We start from the raw sequence: 18,890 nt of genomic DNA, 5'->3' as shown, positions 1-18,890 counted from the left end.
GCGGACGGTGGGCAGTTTTCTCTTCTCCCGTATGAATGAGACAAAATATTGTTTTTACGACAGTAGTTAATATGAACCGTTGTGGAAATAATTATAACGTCTCAACAGTTCACTTCCTTATTTTTGTGATGCTATGTCGCTTTTCATCACATCTTTAAATTCGGGCAGCAACGGCAACTGCTATTATATAGGCAATGAAAACGAAGCGGTATTGATTGATGCGGGCATTTCGTGCAGGGAAACCGAAAAAAGGATGAAGCGCCTGGGATTGGATATTAGCCTTGTTAAAGCGATCTTTGTGTCGCATGAGCATTCAGATCATATCACCGGCATACCAGGCTTGTCTAAAAAATTTCAGCTTCCTGTATATATCACGGATACCACTTTGCGGTCTGCTTCCATTCCTGTTGAAGAACACCTCGTTCAGAATTTTTTCCCGCAGCAGCCGGTAACTATTGGAAATTTAACGATCACGGCCTTTCCCAAATGTCATGATGCCAGCGATCCGCATAGTTTTGTGGTATCAAACAGCAGGGTGCAAGTGGGCGTTTTTACCGACATTGGCAATTCATGCACAAATGTTATTCAACACTTCAGCCAATGCCATTCCGTTTTCTTAGAAGCCAATTATTGCGAGAATATGCTTGCAACAGGGAGCTACCCCTATTATCTCAAAAAACGCATCAGCGGTGGCAATGGGCATTTATCAAATACACAGGCGCTTGAATTATTTACGCAGCACAGGGCAAAGCATTTAACTCATTTGATATTGTCGCATTTATCCAAAAACAATAATAGCCCGGAATTGGTTGAACGGCTTTTCAATAAAGAAGCCAATGGCGCCACCATTATTGTTGCTTCCCGATACCACGAAACGCCGGTTTATCGAATTGATCCTGCTGCGGGATATTCCATTCCCATTAAAAAAACAAGACCAGCCACACATACCCAGCTTTCATTATTTTAAACAGCACACTATCCTTTTCCTCCAACTACTCATTATCGCACTGACCAGTAACATTTTTCGTTATCTTATCTCAATTCCAAACAGGTTTTTAGAATAAAAACCATGCGCTTCAATAATAAAGTCGTTCCGGTTTCCCAATATAGATTACGTATTTTTCCCCGTATTCAATGAAAATTCCTGCATAAATACGGTCGTTGTTATTCGGATCAATGTTGTATTATACAGCATTATACATTGTAAAACGCAGACTGCACAAGCTGCTACGGGTAAATGCTTAATAGCTTTTATCGTAATTTCCCCGCCCTGTAGTGAAACAATGACTAAACAATAATAGGTTGACCTATTTTCCAGGATGGCTAAACGATGTTTCTTTGTGTAACAAATCCAATAGATCCTTAACAAATCCAATTCCTAACCTAATATCCAATATCACGAAAACCACCGATCCGATACCATGAAAAAACCAAAGCTACCAGATCAACGCCAATCCAATACCTGAATGAAAACCGCAGTGCATTTTAACCGTCCGTTTAAATCATTGCAACCTTAACAGCAACAGGAAATGAGACAACCTTATCAGACTGATCCCCTTCACAACCTGAAAAAAATTCTCCGTTTTCTGTTGCTTTTTTATCGCTCTTCCCGATATACAAAACAGTCTCCGCAATATGATCTTCATCTCCTCACTTAGTTTGAGCAAAGAGCGCCGGACATGACTGGCATTTATCTCAATTTTTATATTCCCTCTTTCTGCGTTATTTTCGCTGAAATTTTTACACATGAACTTGCACGAATACCAGGCTAAAGAGCTGCTGAAAAAATTTAATGTTCCCGTTCAGGATGGCATACCCGTAGATACCGCCGAAAAAGCGGAAGAAGCATACAAACAACTGAAAGTGCATTATGGAAACAATTTTGCCGTAGTTAAAGCACAGATCCACGCCGGCGGACGCGGAAAAGGCAAGATACAGGGCTCAGAACAACGGGGCGTAGCCGTTGGTAAAAGTGCAGAAGATATTAAAACCATTGCAGGGAATATTATTGGACGCACCCTGGTAACCATACAAACAGGACCTGCAGGTAAATTGGTAAGCAAAGTATTAATAGCGCAGGATGTATACTATCCCGGGGCAAACCCCGTAAAGGAATTTTATCTTTCTATACTGCTCGACCGCAGCAGGGGAGAAAATGTAATTATGTACAGCACAGAAGGCGGAATGGATATTGAACAGGTAGCGCACGATACACCCGACAGAATATTTAAGGAATGGGTTCATCCCTCAGGAGGCTTACTTCCTTTCCAGGCCCGTAAAATTGCTTTCAATTTAGGATTGAGCGGCGAGGCTTTTAAGAACTGCGTTAAATTCGTTACCAATTTATATAAAGCATATGTTGAGCTTGATTGCGGGATGCTTGAAATAAATCCATTATTTAAAACCAGCGATGAAAAAATTATTGCAGTAGACTGCAAAATGAACCTTGATGATAATGCTTTAATGCGTCATACCGACCTTGAGGCTTTACGTGATATCAGTGAAGAAGATCCTACGGAAGTAGAAGCGAATAAATACAATCTTAACTTTATAAAATTAGATGGTAATGTAGGCTGTATGGTAAATGGCGCCGGATTGGCCATGGCTACAATGGATATGATTAAGCTGAGTGGTGGCGAGCCTGCCAATTTTCTTGATGTAGGCGGCACAGCCAACGCGCAAACCGTGGAAGCCGGTTTCCGCATTATTTTAAAAGATCCTAAAGTAAAAGCTATTCTCATTAATATTTTTGGGGGTATTGTGCGCTGTGACCGGGTTGCCCAGGGTGTTATAGACGCTTATAATTCAATAGGAGACATCAGGGTTCCTATTATTGTACGTTTGCAGGGCACCAATGCAGAAGAGGCAAAAAAACTAATTGAAGAAAGCGGTTTGAAAGTACAATCTGCTATATTGCTGAGTGAAGCTGCTGCACTGGTGAATAAGGCTGTGAATGCTTAATGATTGTTATGCTATTATAAAAAAAGGTGAAGGATTAAACTACTTTCACCTTTTTATATGTCCTGCCTCATCTCTTTAAACGAATAGAAATGAATCCCCGTTTATTGCATTACGTATACGGTGCATCCATGCTGGCGCTTACACTTTGCTGCCTGCCGGCCTGCAAAAAGGGAGTTAAGCAGCAGGAAGATGAATTGTATTCCCGGCATCTCCAGCGCAAGGTAATGCTAACGGTAATCAGTACACCCATGCCCGATAACAATGCGGAGATTAACCTGCTGGTTTGTAACGATGGACAGTTGTTTGATCAGTTGAATATAAAAGCCATCGCAGACAGCCTTTACAGGAAGAAACTCCTTTTGCCATTGGTAATCGTGGGTGTTCATGCGGGCAACCGTTTGGAGGAATATGGCGTATCGGAAAAATCGGGCAAAGCAGTTGCGGGCGGAAAAGCTGATCATTACGACAGCTTCTTCAATAATGAGCTGTATCCTTATGCAAAGAAAAAGGCAGGGGTAAGAAAATTTAGATCTGTGGCCATTGCCGGCTTTGGCGCCGGAGGATTATCAGCGCTGGATATAGCATGGAACCACCCCGACAAGGTCAGCAGTGTGGCTGTATTTTCCGGTTCTTTTTCGAGAAAGGAAAAAGATAATCCCGCGTTAGACTCTCTTGCTCAGGGAATGATGTACGAAAAGTTGAAAAATTCTAGAAAGCGACCCCGCCTCCAATACTGGTTTTATGCAGGCGCCAGTGGCGTTACAGATATTGCAAAAGATGATGCGGAACATATTGCAGCTGCTACATATGCTGTTATACAGCTTTTGGAAGATAAGAGCTTTATTACTGAAGGCGATATGGTTTATAGCAAAGGAGCTACCAATAATAGCAAAGCCTGGCAGCAAGCCTTTCCCGATTTTTTATGCCGGGCATTTGGAAGATAGGTGAAAAATTTAATCGCATTTCCATTTTTGAGTTTGGATTATGGGTTTCAAATATAGTCTGTGCAAGTTTGTAAAATAGGATAAGAGGAATACATTACAGCTTTGCGGGTTTTACACTTACGACCTTGTAAATCCCTGTTTTTTACCGGAATAATTGCTTTTATTGACTAAGATTGTAATGATAAAAGGATTGATGTAAGCCCGGAGGAGTCATCTTCTTTGGGCTTTTTTTATCAAAATAATGTATTATATTGGTATCCGGTTCTCCAGGGTTTAGGGTAAAAAGTCCGGGTACATTATCCGGGCTTTTTGTTTCACCTCACATGATACTTCACCGTGTAATACATTAAAAGACCGCAATAAAAAATGCCGCAGATTCGCAGATTTTATCTGCGAATCTGCGGCAAAAGAACTAAGCGCGTCATTAAAATTAATTTCAGACCGCTTCTTACACATTCAGGCTCCATCCATCGCGGTATTCACGCTTAACGAACTGGTTGGCCTCATCAAAATTAGTGATCTTCATATTTTTGGCATCCCACAACAGTTTCTTTCTGCCAAGATACTTATCATCCCAACCTTTACCGGAAGGATTCTTTAAACTGTAGCTACGCAACGCCAGGTTACTTATAAGAATACTTTCAACGAAAGGACCCGCATAAGCAAAATTGGAACTGGTTTCTGCTTTGCCATAACCGGCTATACATGCGTTCACCCATTGCAGATAATGCCCTTCGGGTACGCGTTTGATGGTTTCTTTTACGGCTTTGGCACTTTCATTTTTAGAAAGCGGTAACAATCTTGGATTGGCGCCATAACAATCGGCTAATAATTTACCCTTTGTTCCTATGAACAGTACACCGCCGTCCCAGTTACCAAATGGTTCACCCGGTTCCAGTTCATCCGGCCTTTCAGGCATTATACCGCCATCATACCAGCTTACTTTAATGGTTCCCTTACCGTCTGTACGCGGATAACTTAAATGGATAGCCGATGCTGCGGGAGCGCTTTCCGGATTGTCGGTTTCCTGGAAAAATCCACTCCAGCTATTGGCTACACTACATTCAACGGAAGTAGGATAATCAATAGGAAGAATTCTATAGATAGGATCCATGATATGACAAGCCATATCGCCCAAAGCACCTGTGCCAAAACGCCACCATCCGCGCCAGTTAAATGGCAGGTAGCCGGGGTTATAATCCATCATAGGGGCAGTTCCCAGCCATAAATTCCAGTCTAATTCCTTTGGTATATCAAACTTGCCTGTTGGTGAAGCAATACCCTGCGGCCATACAGGACGATTGGTCCAGGAGTCTACACTATGCACTTCACCAATTAAACCCGCATCATATAGTTCTTTCATCCTTCTAACGCCATCGCCGGAACCTCCCTGGTTGCCCATTTGAGTTACAACCTTATATTTTTTTGCCGCCTCTGTAATCATCCTGGCCTCATAAATATCATGTGTTAAAGGCTTTTGCGTGTACACATGTTTGCCCAGTTGCATTGCCGCCATTGTAGCAACCGCATGGGTGTGATCGGGTGTGGAAACAGAACAGGCATCAATATTGTTCTTTTCTTTTGCCAGCATTTCCCTGAAATCTTTATAATATTTTGCTTTAGGGAACCTTTGCCTTGATTTTACAGCCTGGCGATCATCTACGTCAACCAATGCAACAATATTAACATTAGGGCTTTTAGAGAATTCGTGAAGATCGCTTTCTCCTTTTCCACCTGCACCAATACCTGCAATATTTAATTTATCGCTGGGGGCTACAAATCCTTTGCCCAGTACATGGCGGGGTACAATAAAATAACCTGCTGCGGCAAGGGATGCATTGCGCAGAAATTTTCTGCGGGAACCTTTGGACTTTGATTTTAATTTTTGGCTCATCGTTTATGAAATTTTGCATTAAGGTAAGAACATCTGGTGAGATTTGGGATTTGAAATTTCAAATCTGCCTGCCGGCAGGCCGGTTTGAGATTTTATTGATCCGTTTCGGATACCCGCTACCGCTTACTCCTTTAATATATCCGCATCAGCACTGGAAGAAAAAGAATAGGGATAACTGCTTTGTTTGACGCCACGCTCTTTATTGGGAGCGGCACCCATCGTAACATTGAAACTGCCGCCTTTCTCTATATCAGAATGGCCGATCCAGTTGTTTTCATACTTTTTTCTATTGAGCTGCACTGACTGAACATATTTGGCCAGTTCGCTGTTGCCGGGGGCGTTGATAACAAACTGTTTACCATTCTCTAACTGCAAAGTGGCTTTTTTAAATAAAGGCGCACCCAGCACATATTGATCCGTAGCCGGACAAACGGGATAAAACCCCAGCGCAGAAAAAACATACCATGCAGATGTTTGCCCGTTATCTTCATCACCGCAATAGCCATCCGGTGTTGGCTTATACATCCTGTTCATGACTTCCCTGACCCAGTATTGGGTTTTCCAGGGCTCACCTGCATAGTTGTACAGGTAAGTCATATGCTGTATGGGCTGGTTGCCATGTGCGTACTGACCCATATTGGCAATCTGCATTTCACGTATCTCGTGAATAACGCCACCATAATAACTGTCATCAAATAACGGTGGCATTATAAATACCGAGTCAAGCATCTTTACAAAATTCGCTCTGCCGCCCATCAGGTCCGACAGTCCTTTAACATCATGAAATACGCTCCATGAATAATGCCAGCTATTGCCTTCCGTAAAAGCATCTCCCCACTTTAAAGGGTTAAATGGTTTTTGAAAACTGCCATCCTTATTCTTTCCCCGCATGAGTTTGGTTTCAGGATCAAACAGGTGACGGTAATTCTGGCTCCGCCGGGCATACAATTTCTGTTCTTCCAAGGGACGGTTAAGCGCTTTTGCCAGTTGATATATGGTAAAGTCGTCGTAGGCATATTCCAGCGTACGGGCTGCATTTTCATTGATCTTTACATCGTAGGGCACGTAGCCGAGACTGTTATAATATTCAACTCCTTTTCTTCCCACAGCGGTCAGTGGACCTTCGTTATTAGCGCCATGCAGCAAAGCTTCATATAAGGTGTTGATATCGTAATTGCGCAAGCCTTTTATATAAGCGTCCGATACCACGGAAGCCGAATTATTGCCCACCATTACATTTCTCAAACCAGGACTCGACCACTCCGGTAAAAAGCCACTTTCTTTATAATCGTTGATAAGACCTTCCTGCATTTCTTTATTAATGGAAGGAAACATAAGGTTGAGAAAAGGATATAAGGCCCTGAAAGTATCCCAAAAGCCCGTGCCGCCAAACATATAGCCCGGTAATACTTTTCCATTATACGGACTGTAATGAACAATATTACCATTCACATCTTTTTCATACAGCTTGTTGGGAAAAAAAACCATACGGTATAAGGTAGAGTAAAAAGTACGCATCTGGTCTACGGTTCCGCCTTCCACCAGAATACGGCTGAGCGTATTGTTCCAGGTGTCGCGTCCATTTTGTTTAACCGTTTCAAAAGGATTATTGCCAATCTCCTGTAAATTGAGCTCTGCCTGTTCATAGCTGATAAATGAGGAAGCTACTTTTGCGTTAACACGTTCTCCTTTGTTAAAAATTTTGAACGACACTACCGCGCCGGCATGATTGTCTTCCACTTCCATGCGGGTAAGATCCAGGTTATCCCCGTTAAAAGTGGCTACATTACTGAAAGGATGATCGAACTCAATAACGAAATAGTTTTTTAAATTATCAGGCACTCCCCCGCTGTTCCGGGTGGAATAACCAATGATCTTATGCTGAGCCGGGATGATCTTTACATAGGAGCCTTTATCAAAAGCATCCACCACTACAAATGCACTGTCGGTTTTGGGAAACGTAAACCGGAACCGGGCGGCTCTTTCTGTTGGTGTTATTTCGGTGGTAACATCATAATCGGCAAGATATACGCTGTAATAGTAAGGCATTACCGTTTCCGACTTATGGCTAAACCAACTGGCGCGGTCATCTTCTTTAAACCGCAATGAACCGGTTACCGGCATGATGCTGAACTGCCCGTAATCGTTCATCCAGGGCGAGGGCTGGTGTGTTTGCTTAAACCCTCTTATTTTATCGGCGCTGTACTGGTATTGCCAGCCATCGCCCATTTTGCCGGTTTGCGGCGTCCACACATTCATACCCCAGGGCAAAGCGATGGAAGGGTAGGTATTGCCGTTAGACAGGCTGTGTTTGGAGTCTGTACCCATTAAAGGATTTACCCAGTCTACAGGATCGGTTACTTTTGTTACCATTTGGGCCATGGAAACAGATGTAATACAGCCGAACAAAACAAATAATATAACTTTTTTCATAACTGTGTTATGTATTTGTTCTGCGAATATACCGGAAGTGGAAAATAAAAACTGTATAAAGCAGAAGAATGGGGATATGGCTTACGCCGCTGGAATGAGCTTATCGTTTAAAATTATTTAAAAAGGTTATCATTTTGCGGGACAGAGTTCCGGAAGAACATATGGGGTACGAAGTTGGAAATCTTCCTTCAAAATTTTTCATTATTTACCTTACTTAATAGTTAAAAAACTTCTTTAAACCCGCCCCATATCTTCGCCATCTTCCCGGGGTGTTTTCTCCAGGATATTGTAATAGAGAGGATGGCAACATTTTTATAAACGATACATCACCCGGTGTTACCCGGGAATTGCGCACTCACAAATTCAGAAATCTTCTTCGCGTTATTTCCGCCTATGCCTTCCACTTGTTTTAACTCCTCCTCTGTGGCATTGATAACCGCTTTCAAACTGCCGATTTTTTTTAACAGGCGGGTAGCTAATACCGGACCAACATCGGGTATTCCCTGTAGAAAAAACAATTGCCGGTTTCTGAGTTTTTTAGGGCGATAGTTTTTAGTAGCTGCAAGTTGTGATATTGCGGTAGTATCTTGTCTGGCTGCCATTAACAGTAACGCAACAGTATTTTCCCTGCTTTTTGAAAATATTACAGGCACCTGCCAGGAGACTAAAACAGACAACACCGCACCACGAATAGCACAGTCCTGAATTTTATGATCAGTCATGTAAGGATTGCCTTCCACAATCAGCAACAAGCGTGGCACCGACCGTTTCAGCCTGGCTATCTGATCAAACAGGCGATTGGCTATAATACTCTGCACAAAATCTTCCGCTGATTTACGTTCTATCCCAATGGTTTCATTAATAATATAATCACCCGCAGGTAAGGAAGAAACAAGCAGTGATACCCCTGCATTTTCGGTAAGAAGCTTCGGGATACCGGAAGGGTTTTCTCTATAGTCTGCCTGTATGGAAATAAGCATAGGAAAGCAGTTGTAATGAATCCAATGTGCATTAAACTTAAGCAAAAGTTTTGTGAGATAAAAGCCAGCCGAAAGCGAAACCCCAGATAATAGGCGCTATCTGCCTTTACAGAAATTATCATTTTGCGGGACAAAGTCCCGGAAGAACATATGGAGTACGAAGGAGACATCGTACAGCGTGGGGCCGATATGAAAAGTGGGATTGGGGTTTGGGGTGAGGACATGAGTCTTATTTTTTTTAAAATTAAAAGGGGTTATTGGTGATAATAATGTCTGCATATTGTTCGCAGCATTCTTTTTATGCAACAGGCTCACAACCATTATCACAAAAGTTTTCGTTCAAAACTGGCATTTTTGCAGAGTCGTAGGCCCATAGCTCAGTATTGTTTTAAAAGATTAAGGATAAGAATTTTTGCTTGGCTTTGTTCGTCGGCTGGAACTATTGCTGATAGTGATTTGCAGCCCGATGTTTCAACGTACAGCCCCACTTGCAGCAATCCTTTTATTATGTGTCGCTTTTCTTGTCTACGGTTTTAAAGATTAGCAAAGTCCCTAAAGCTATAAAAATAAGTAAGGTGAAATAGTCAATAATTGTTGGAAAGACTGGAGCATTTGTGCTTATAATTGTTCTTATTGACCAAACCCCAGTAAACAACCCAATTGATTGTGCTAAAACATCAGTTTTTGATTTATTACTCCAAAGATAAATTGTATAAAAACTAATTAATACTAAAAAAACGATAGCAATAGTTTTAAATGTCCATGACCTGCTAAGTTCAAAATCACCAAGACCATTTTTTGTGATTATGAAATTTGGTGCTTTACAATTAACTGTAATTTTTTCTGGCGATATATTAGTAACCATTCCAATGTAAGATGCTTGTTCTTCAAAATCCAGATGGAATTTGTAATAGTCAAAAGGATAGAAAATAGATGTTTCTATATTAGGTGTCCAAGATACACTTTTAGAAGGTAGTGTTTCAATAAAAGAAGGTATCTCATAACAATAACTGCCTTCCTTATTTTCTAGAAAAGTTACAATCCAATCTATTTTGTTTGGGTATTTAAGTGTACTATCAAAAATATATGACCTAAGCAATAGGTTCCCGAATTTTGTACTGTCAAAAAATGATTTTTCTCTATTAAGATAGAAAAAGTTAAAGTCTTTTAACCATATATTGCATTGGAACTGTCGCTGTTTAAGGTCGTTAATTTCAATCAAATATTCTGATTGAGGATAAAAAAATAAAGCGGAAGTGTCCTGTCTGTCAGAAGGATAATTGTAAACGATTGAATTAATATTATAAGCGTCTTTATAAAAGAAAATTGATGTAATTACAATCAATAAAATTAGAAGAACAAAGGCTACCTTTTTCATTTTCTAAATTTCTATAATTATATTTTCATGATTGAAGACTTCAAAATGGCGCATGACACACTTAGCGTTGATGTTATAAGAAGTGTTTCCTCAAAAATATCTTCCTTGACAATCAACATAACCGCGATATGCATTTTAATTGTTGTTTATACAATCTGATTTACATCTTTGAATACTTCCCCTTGTTAATGAATTCTCTTAAAGCAATTCAATCCAAAGCTACTCCTTCAAATCACACTTTAATAGAGGAAAAGCCTCATTTCCTTCATGGAAAACCACTATAATTTTTTTTGTAAAAATCCATGGCGTGTTGGATCCTTAAAAAACCATTAGAGATAAAAGATCAGGAAATGTTTGATAAGATGTGAGAGTATATCAGTTAAATCCTGCAATGGCGGGTTTTGTAACTAAACTCACAAGAAAACAAGGATAAAAGCCAAGGCCAGCGTGGGGTTACCGCAGGTTAAATATTCCCAAAATTACACTTCTCAAAATTTTGAAATTAATTTCCATATTACATAGATGTATAATAATTCTATTAGAATTTTATTCTCCAAGTTGAATTTGCTATCAGGTAACCATTCAAATATAAAAACACCTATTACGATAAGAATAGATATTCCCACTAAAAATGGTATAGGGGCTAAAAAACCAATTATTTTCCAGAAAAGAGGTCTTTTAAAAGGCACAAATGCCGAAGCATTATTTGTCACATTCCCATGTACCATAAAGTAAGCAATTTCATTCCAGTATTTTTCTGTAGTTCCTTCGCCATGCCCACCTTTTAAATATTTTAATTGACTATTTGCAGGCATGTTTCTAAAACCATCGAACCCGCCAGAGCCTAAATCTATAAAAGGTAACTTTTCAAATGCTTTGGGAAAAATCCCAACTACCCAGTCGTCAGTTGCTGTAAGATTAAAATAATTGGTGATTCTTTTCTGGTTTTTTAAATTATCCCACGCAAAGCTTTTTTGTACAACACTTCCTGCAAGAACTACATTTTTAAATTTTATAGCGGGGTACTTCTTAAACGCAGCTGCTAAAAGATAGGTACCGTTGCTGTGCCCAAAAAATGAAAAATTATCTTGAGCGTTAGGATAAAGTGCCAGGTTTTCTATATATTGATCTACCAGCCATTCCATTTTAGCTGTGCGTCTCCCTAAAAGAAGAAATTGAAGCATTGAAAAATACCCGTATGAAGAAGTCTCTGTTGCAAATTTTCGACCTTGGGTGTAACCATAAGCTTTTATCCTGTTGGCCATTTTTTCAGTCCAATAGGCAGTATCTCTAATACCATGAATTACGAATACTACATCTGTTATGTCAGACTGTTCTTTAGCCGAGATTTCACCGACTGTTACTTTTTGCTCTTCCAATAATTCATTTCTATTTTTCAATAACGCATTTTTCACAACTGCTGCTCTTAAATTTCTTTTTTCAATTTCATCATTACTTAGACCCTTGATGGAATCGTTCAACTCCAAAATATTGATATGACCTGAATTGGGTACTTCAAGATAAATAAAGTTTGATCCGCTGTAAATATCAATATTGTTATCAGGAGGTACTATGTCATCAATCGTCCCTAAAAGTTGGATTGTAAGTGGTTCCGGGATATTCCTAGCCTTGGATTCTTTCTTCATCCATATCCATTGCAAGCGAAGATTTGAAATAAATGGACTTCCCTTACGAATTTGAAATGCAAAAAGCTTTTTAGGGGAAAAGAATTCAACTATATGACCCAATAGTATACCTATTCCGATGCTAATGGCTTTCTTATTATTAAGATGATGGGTCGTTGTCCAACCATTATTAACCCCTGCAAGTAAAATTATTCTTGATACATGCTTTGCCCATTCTTTCGGCTGCTTGTTATTTACATCATGCTCGAAGAGACAGTTTTCGGTTTCTCCACATGCGACTATGTACAATTTTCTCGCCAACAAGCATCCAGCACTATGGCCTACGATAATTATTTCAGGTGGTAGATCTTCAGGATAACTGATTAATAAATATTCTTTCCATGCCTTGTCAAGAACCTGCAATAAATCATTAACAATTTTATTTGGTTGGATTGTCGAAAATAGTGGCAGTGGAAAGTATGGGATTATTGGATCGCAGCCGGGATAGGATTTTTCAACTATCTCTTTTAATTCTGCATACTTTTCCTTGTGGGATGCAAACCCATGTATAATCAGGACTATAGGAGGACTAACTTTTTGTTTTTCCACAAGTCGATTTTTAGAATGTTACAATTTTAATCAGCGTTCTTTAAATAATTACGGAACATCTTTTATTCCCCTTTATTACGTTCAAAATATTTTCAATCATTTTTCTACTCATTTTTTTGTTCCCTTTCTTTTTTTCTTTTTACCTTTTTTATTATCATAGTTCATTTCTCTCTGCAGGCACAAAAAAGCTAATTCACTTTTCTGTATGGCTAAGATTTCTTTGAAACCTTCTATTTTTAGAAATCATGTTCTTTATGTTGGTCGGTGATAAACACTGAAGTAAGCCCCTGATCCAATTCTACTTCTTATAATTTTTCGTCCAGAAATTTGCCAATGGAATATCAATTGTTATAAACCAATTGCTCCTCCATCTTGATTTGTCAGAAATTTCAAGTTTGCCATCTTTCTTATTATACAATTTGGAACCATATTGCCAACCATAACCAATGGACAATGGCACATAAGACAATCCTTTAAAAGGTACTCCAATGCCATATACCAAATAACCACCGGGAGTAAAGATGTCATTCAATGTAACTTTTTGGTCAAGCGCAGTACTGTCATCATTCAACCTGTAACCTGCAATGGCCCCTATGTCTATTATGGTGCCGAATAAACTAAGGGCGCCGATGGGGGATCCATTTTTATAGTGACCTAGGCCGAGATTAAATGCTATTCCAATCGGTGCCGTTACTCCTATCTTTGAATTATTGCCATCTGTTTCGTCGGATTCGCCTACATGTTTGCCAAAATAGCCACCTATATATGCATTTAAGGAAACGTTGAATGCGCTATTCTTTTTAATCGATGAACTTCCTGTGGGTAGTGCAGCTGCTTCGATAGCTGATTGAACATCTTCAGGTGATTCAGCTTTAACTACTGAGGCCATAAAATTTCCATATTTCAAAACACGTGGAATTATTTTTTTTGCAGAATCACCTGGCAGCAATGAGTCCAGAATGTTGCAAATATTCATTACTGCGCTATTATAATTTTTTGTATAGATATTCTTATACAGGTAGTTGGCATTTCTTGCTACATCAATGTATTTATCATGGATAACATCAGTTTTAAGAGCCTCAGGAATTTTGAAAGTGTTCACCAGTTTAAAACCATAGTCAATAATATTTATTGACTTATTAATATACGTGTAATAGTCATCGTTGCTCAATGCCCCTTCTTCTTTTTTTGTTTTGAAATCTTCGATAGTATTTTGAACATCATCTGCTAATAATGAAAAGTTTTCAATTAAACCTGAAAGCCTGAAAATGTGATCTTTTTGCCTGGCTAAGAGTGTATCTATTCTAATTGAATCCTTATTCTTCCCATAAAATGTTATGTTTTGTGAGCTTGCTTGCTGGTATAGCAGTCCAAAATAGATCCGAAGTGTAAGGCTATCGGTAAAAAGGTTTTTATTCAGTTCACTTAATTGAACCCAGCTTTGATGCTGTGAAGTATCTGCCCTGATGCTTTGAGATATTATATTTAGAAATTTAAAGGAATTCTCCAGGTTCTTACTAACCTTCCCCCATGGCAAAACAGCTAGCTGCTTTATGACACTATCCGGCATGATACTATTTCCGGATTGGGATAATTCGCTGACTATATTAGCAGTGCCTACTACTAATTTTATTTCACTATGGTTAGCGATCAACATTTCATATTTTGGCAAATCAATAACCTGGTTTAAATGAATGATTAGATTGCTTAAATCCGTATGAAAATCATTCCTCAGATTTTCTAAAAAAGTGGCATATTTATAAGAATCAATTCCTTTTAGAAGTTCAACTGTTTTTGGAAAAAGTATTTTGCATTCTTCATGTTTGTTTAGAAACTCTTTAAACTGGTTGAAAAAAGCAACGCTCAATTCTTCTTTTCCTCTTTTAATTAAAAAGCGGGCGAGGCCATCTGCGATGGAGGTGACATTGAGGTTGCCTATACTTGGCAAAAGTGGATTGTTAAATGGACCGGTTAATCCAGCTTTATCAGACCAGTTTTCCGTGAAATCCTTTATAAATAGATTATTATTAAAAAACAAAGAAGTAACATCAGATTTTTTGCAATAATGTGATAAAATATCGGCTATTTTCCCCTTATCAGTTTCCTTCCATTTTCCAGCCGTATCAATCAAACTTTTTAACTCTTTAGCATCATAATATGCTGATTGTGCATTTGCTTGATCTTTTACCATTAAGCTAAAAACAAGCAAGCTTAAACATAATATTTTTTTCATACCTGGTAATTTTAATTGCATTATTGAATTATTTGATACTGAAATAATTTAATTGCTCCATAGTTAAAAGAACTTTTTTGTATTGAGAATCTTTTCAGTTCCTCAAGAAAATTTTGCTTTGCAATAGACCGGTATTTGGCCAAAAAGCATGCAGCCAAAGCTGAAATCATTGCTGTTGAAAAACTACTTCCTGAATCTTTCACTTTATTAAAAGCATTATCAAAGGAGGTACAAACAACCATCGGTGTTAATATGTCAAGTTTGACCTTTATTAAAAGATCAGTGGAAAATTCATCAATACAGCCAACTGATACGCATTCGTTCTCGTTAGCTGGAAATAAAACGTCATTAATCGCAGAATTATCACCAGCAGCACATATAATTAATTTTCTTTTTTGTGCACTAATTTGTTTAATCAAATCAATTATCTGCTGTCCCTGATTTTGAAATTTATCTCTGATAGTTTGAGCATTAAAACCTTGACTGATGTTTACTATTAAAGGACCATCAACATTTAGCATCCTTGTAAGAGCTTGAATAAAGTTGGTTAGTTGAATAGAAATATCTTCACTATCAGACTTATATTTTATAGAATATAGAATAATATCCTTGGCTATACCCTGAACAATTTTTTTTCCACAAAGTATTCCTGCGATAAAATTACCATGATGCAGATCTCTATTACTATTAGAAAGAATTTCTTCAGTAGGATTGTTATAGTATGAGGTACTAACTGTGATCCCCGTATCAATAAGCCCAATTGTTGTGCCTGCTCCATTTGTCTTAAACCAATCGAAATTATAAGCGGCAACAAATTGGTTAAAATCTATTTCAGGAAGACCTAATTGGCTAATAGCAGCCCCAACCCACTTGTCCGACACACAATGCCCATCCTTCCCCACATGCCATTTGCCCAATTCATTCTCTATCACCCCCACACTCTCAAATACTGCATCCTTATGAAGTACGCCTACCACGTTTTCCTTATTTGCAAAATCCTTAACCGGGCTGCTGCGCAGGTTCAGTTTATTGACAGTGACTTTTAATGTTGCCATGGTACAGTTTGTGTAAAATGATCCATACAATTTGTTATTAAAAAGTTTATCTGCTCTTATGTTCTCTGCCTAATCCATGCAAGGAATTGCAACACATTGTTGGCATAATTTTCTGCCCTTGGGCCACTTCCATTGTAGGCCTTCACCGTTTGAAAAAGGTCGTTGGGATGGGCAGCCCATTTACTTTTTAATTCCTTTATTACTTTTTCGAGGCAATGATCCATTTGATACCATTGCTTTTGCGTAAAAAAAGTTTCATCCGTTTGGATATATTGCAAATCATACTGAAACAAACCATACCCGGCATACACCCAGTGCTTGGGGCCAAAGCCCCGCATAGCACGGGTTTTATTGGCTTCTGCTATTAACATGTTGGCTGTGTCTTGTCCATAGCGTGCTATAAATTCCGGGGTGTTTTTAGGAAAAGCCCGCCGGGTTCCATTGACATCTCCTGATGCATCAAATACGCACCTACCCAACACTTCGTCAGGGGTATGGTCTTTGGTCCAGTCATAAAAATAAATGGCGGTTTCCTGGCAGGCAATGGCGTATAAAAGTTCTTTGGTAAATGGCGTCTCCTCGGTAACGGCCTGGCATTTATCACCATAATGTTGTTGCAGCCATTCGGCTGTTAGTAAACATTTATTGCGACTCAAAGGAAGTTCCTGAGGGGTAGTATGAGGCAGAGGAATTACTGCTTTCCCCGCTACCCTGTTTGCAGAATTATCCTGGGGAACTACAGGGTCATTAAGGCTGATGATCGTAACGCCGCCGCCCCAATAATAATAGCCATCTCTATCCATATACCATTTGCCCAGGTCGTTTGTTATCTCCTGTACACTCACAAATAAATAACCTTTGGATACGGTACCACTAATGTTTGCTTTTTCACCAAAATCAACTATTGGCGTTCTCCTTCTGTTGAGTTTATTTACTATAACTTTCAGTTGTGCCATAATTTATCCTACAGCCTCCTGGTCTGCATTATTGTTAGTAGAAGGGCTTGCTGTACTGGCAGGTGTGGTTGCAATAAGGGGTTTGGGTTGTCCACTATTTTCAGAATCTATTTTAGTACCCGTGCCTCTCAGACTAATCAGTTTACTCAACAGGTCAAACCAGAAGGGTGCGCCAAGCATAATGGCCAGGGCTGTGATGATCCAGCCGAAGAAGGTTTCCCAGCCGCCCGCCTGGTTGGGACTGTAAAAATTCCATTTATCGCCTATTGTATTTTGGATATATTCACTTCGCTCTTTAAAAAATTTCATCCGGTTATATTCCACCAGTGGGGCTGAAACCTTTGTAAGCGTTGCATTGTCGCTTTGGATGGACTGTTGAAGTAAACCAATACTGTCAACTATACGAATACTGTCAGCCGTATTTTTTAAGGTATCTTTTTTTAATAAAAGAGCCTTTACCAACCGTTTTGAATTATCCAGTTTATTATTCATTTGATCAATGGTATCCTGCGTTACAGCAATTACCTGTTCCAAAGCCGCTAACCTGTTTTTAAAATCACCACATTTCAGGCTGTCTTTCCACATACTCATGGTATCTTTCCAGGGTCTTCCCAGGCCCAACACATCATTTGCCCTCGCTGCATCTGCAGCTACCAGATTATAAGTAGAATCCAGGCGGCTGCTATCTCCTGTTAATAATTTATCCGGATTTAAATGCTCCTGGCTGGCAATAGCCATTTGTACCATCTGTTCCCGCGCAGTGCGGTTGGTGGTAAGGATCCGGCGAATGGCTAATGAATCAACATTAAAGAAATAGGCAAGTGCAAAACCAATGACGAAAAGTACTATCCGGGTATATTTTTTAAACCAGCCGGTGGCACGCTCCATCATATCATTAAACCATTGCTCCAGCTTTCCCTGGAAAACAGTTATGTCTGCACCGGAATCTTCCCAGAGCGATTTAAGAAAAAGCGCTGTGCTTTGATTGATTTCTATGGTTTCTCCAGTTGTTTCTGCAGTGGTATTTATGATTTTCTTTATGGCAGGGTTAGCAATGTCGCTCAAACTGATAGGTAATTTATGTATCACACCCGCCATGACAGAATCATGAATTGCCTGAAGGCTTTGCGAGGCCGGCTGGTCAAACCCTTTCAGCAGATCAAGCATTACCTTGGCAAAATTAGCTGAGGTAATGTAAGCCGGCTTACTGTACCAATTGTCCTCTGCCAGGTATTTGATCAAAGGATGGGCATAAAACCAGGGAGCTACTTTTTTGTTTTTAAGTATACTTTTAAGATTAAAAAGATGCAGAATTCCGACAATCCTGTCCATATAAGGAATGTCCTTCGCTGTTTTCCCATCCTCCAGCATTCTAAGGATTGCCTTTTCCAACACTTTGGCTCGAAATGCAAATCGTGTAGCAATTATCTCTTGTATGATTGTAGCCATCAGGCTATACAGCAGGAACACAAATACCAATCCTATAAAAACATCTAAAGCTACATTGTTGAACATAGTAGAAAGTTTTGAGATTACAACAACTGAGGCAATTGAAAGGATAAGGACGTTTCAACTAATTCAAAAATAATTTTCTCGAGCTTCAAGGAACCCCTCGCTGGCACAGGTTTGGCCGCGTTTGGTTTGTGCATAGTCAGACACGTGCCTTACTTTTACTTACCTATACCCTACAGCGCAAAATTTATCTTAACCTGAAAATTCTTATACGGCAGCTTCTCTGTTCCTGTAATTTCAGGTTGCCCGTTTTGCTGCAGGTAATAAGCCGTGGGAATTTTAGCGTTTAATCAATCAACCGAAAAGCCGA

12 protein-coding genes are annotated in these 18,890 nt (G+C 39.4%); 3 read left to right on the top strand and 9 right to left on the bottom strand.

Annotated elements, in window-relative coordinates:
* Window positions 1-133: 133 nt before the first annotated feature.
* From FRX45_RS14620 to FRX45_RS14610, 3 genes are all read left to right on the top strand, one after another.
* Window positions 134-967: an MBL fold metallo-hydrolase gene (locus FRX45_RS14620; RefSeq protein WP_152269187.1), complete on the top strand. Its 834-nt coding sequence runs from the start codon at window positions 134-136 to the stop codon at window positions 965-967.
* 779 nt (window positions 968-1,746) lie between these two features.
* Window positions 1,747-2,961, top strand: a complete 1,215-nt coding sequence (gene sucC / locus FRX45_RS14615; RefSeq protein ID WP_152269186.1) for an ADP-forming succinate--CoA ligase subunit beta — start codon at window positions 1,747-1,749, stop codon at window positions 2,959-2,961.
* Between the two features lie 89 nt (window positions 2,962-3,050).
* On the top strand, window positions 3,051-3,905 hold the full coding sequence (locus FRX45_RS14610; RefSeq protein WP_152269185.1) for an alpha/beta hydrolase: 855 nt from the start codon (window positions 3,051-3,053) through the stop codon (window positions 3,903-3,905).
* Between the two features lie 448 nt (window positions 3,906-4,353).
* On the opposite strand, the gene FRX45_RS14605 is transcribed toward FRX45_RS14610, so the two are convergent.
* The 9 genes from FRX45_RS14605 to FRX45_RS14565 form a co-directional block, all read right to left on the bottom strand.
* The gene (locus FRX45_RS14605) at window positions 4,354-5,799 is read right to left on the bottom strand and encodes a Gfo/Idh/MocA family protein (protein ID WP_152269184.1); all 1,446 of its coding nucleotides are present in this window, start codon (window positions 5,797-5,799) and stop codon (window positions 4,354-4,356) included.
* Window positions 5,800-5,922: 123 nt separating this feature from the next.
* Window positions 5,923-8,232, bottom strand: a complete 2,310-nt coding sequence (locus FRX45_RS14600) for a GH92 family glycosyl hydrolase (RefSeq protein ID WP_152269183.1) — start codon at window positions 8,230-8,232, stop codon at window positions 5,923-5,925.
* A 326-nt stretch (window positions 8,233-8,558) separates the two neighbouring features.
* A complete protein-coding gene (locus FRX45_RS14595; protein WP_152269182.1) occupies window positions 8,559-9,212 on the bottom strand; it encodes an ERCC4 domain-containing protein in 654 nt (217 codons plus the stop codon).
* 505 nt (window positions 9,213-9,717) lie between these two features.
* Window positions 9,718-10,590: a hypothetical protein gene (locus FRX45_RS14590; protein ID WP_152269181.1), complete on the bottom strand. Its 873-nt coding sequence runs from the start codon at window positions 10,588-10,590 to the stop codon at window positions 9,718-9,720.
* A 488-nt stretch (window positions 10,591-11,078) separates the two neighbouring features.
* Window positions 11,079-12,824, bottom strand: coding sequence for a lipase family protein (locus FRX45_RS14585; RefSeq protein ID WP_152269180.1), 1,746 nt, complete (start codon window positions 12,822-12,824; stop codon window positions 11,079-11,081).
* 298 nt (window positions 12,825-13,122) lie between these two features.
* On the bottom strand, window positions 13,123-15,057 hold the full coding sequence (locus FRX45_RS14580; protein ID WP_152269179.1) for a hypothetical protein: 1,935 nt from the start codon (window positions 15,055-15,057) through the stop codon (window positions 13,123-13,125).
* A 20-nt stretch (window positions 15,058-15,077) separates the two neighbouring features.
* Window positions 15,078-16,112 carry a S8/S53 family peptidase gene (locus FRX45_RS14575; protein ID WP_152269178.1) on the bottom strand — a complete coding sequence of 345 codons (1,035 nt, stop codon included), beginning with the start codon at window positions 16,110-16,112 and terminating at the stop codon, window positions 15,078-15,080.
* 56 nt (window positions 16,113-16,168) lie between these two features.
* Window positions 16,169-17,068 (bottom strand): hypothetical protein, encoded by a 900-nt coding sequence (locus tag FRX45_RS14570; RefSeq protein WP_152269177.1) that lies wholly within the window; start codon window positions 17,066-17,068, stop codon window positions 16,169-16,171.
* Window positions 17,069-17,071: 3 nt separating this feature from the next.
* Window positions 17,072-18,583, bottom strand: coding sequence for a hypothetical protein (locus FRX45_RS14565; protein ID WP_152269176.1), 1,512 nt, complete (start codon window positions 18,581-18,583; stop codon window positions 17,072-17,074).
* Window positions 18,584-18,890 lie beyond the last annotated feature (307 nt).

This window comes from Agriterribacter humi, from assembly GCF_009192765.1.
GTDB lineage: Bacteria > Bacteroidota > Bacteroidia > Chitinophagales > Chitinophagaceae > Agriterribacter > Agriterribacter humi.
The sequence above is the reverse complement of the archived record's forward strand: the minus strand, read 5'-3'. Positions and strand labels throughout refer to the sequence as shown.

What these genes read in the sequence shown, in the direction of transcription:
- FRX45_RS14620 (WP_152269187.1), top strand. Translation starts at nt 134, where the DNA reads ATGTCGCTTTTCATCACATCTTTAAATTCGGGCAGCAACGGCAACTGC.
- sucC (WP_152269186.1), top strand. Translation starts at nt 1,747, where the DNA reads ATGAACTTGCACGAATACCAGGCTAAAGAGCTGCTGAAAAAATTTAAT.
- FRX45_RS14610 (WP_152269185.1), top strand. Translation starts at nt 3,051, where the DNA reads ATGAATCCCCGTTTATTGCATTACGTATACGGTGCATCCATGCTGGCG.
- FRX45_RS14605 (WP_152269184.1), bottom strand. Translation starts at nt 5,799, where the DNA reads ATGAGCCAAAAATTAAAATCAAAGTCCAAAGGTTCCCGCAGAAAATTT.
- FRX45_RS14600 (WP_152269183.1), bottom strand. Translation starts at nt 8,232, where the DNA reads ATGAAAAAAGTTATATTATTTGTTTTGTTCGGCTGTATTACATCTGTT.
- FRX45_RS14595 (WP_152269182.1), bottom strand. Translation starts at nt 9,212, where the DNA reads ATGCTTATTTCCATACAGGCAGACTATAGAGAAAACCCTTCCGGTATC.
- FRX45_RS14590 (WP_152269181.1), bottom strand. Translation starts at nt 10,590, where the DNA reads ATGAAAAAGGTAGCCTTTGTTCTTCTAATTTTATTGATTGTAATTACA.
- FRX45_RS14580 (WP_152269179.1), bottom strand. Translation starts at nt 15,057, where the DNA reads ATGAAAAAAATATTATGTTTAAGCTTGCTTGTTTTTAGCTTAATGGTA.
- FRX45_RS14575 (WP_152269178.1), bottom strand. Translation starts at nt 16,112, where the DNA reads ATGGCAACATTAAAAGTCACTGTCAATAAACTGAACCTGCGCAGCAGC.
- FRX45_RS14570 (WP_152269177.1), bottom strand. Translation starts at nt 17,068, where the DNA reads ATGGCACAACTGAAAGTTATAGTAAATAAACTCAACAGAAGGAGAACG.
- FRX45_RS14565 (WP_152269176.1), bottom strand. Translation starts at nt 18,583, where the DNA reads ATGTTCAACAATGTAGCTTTAGATGTTTTTATAGGATTGGTATTTGTG.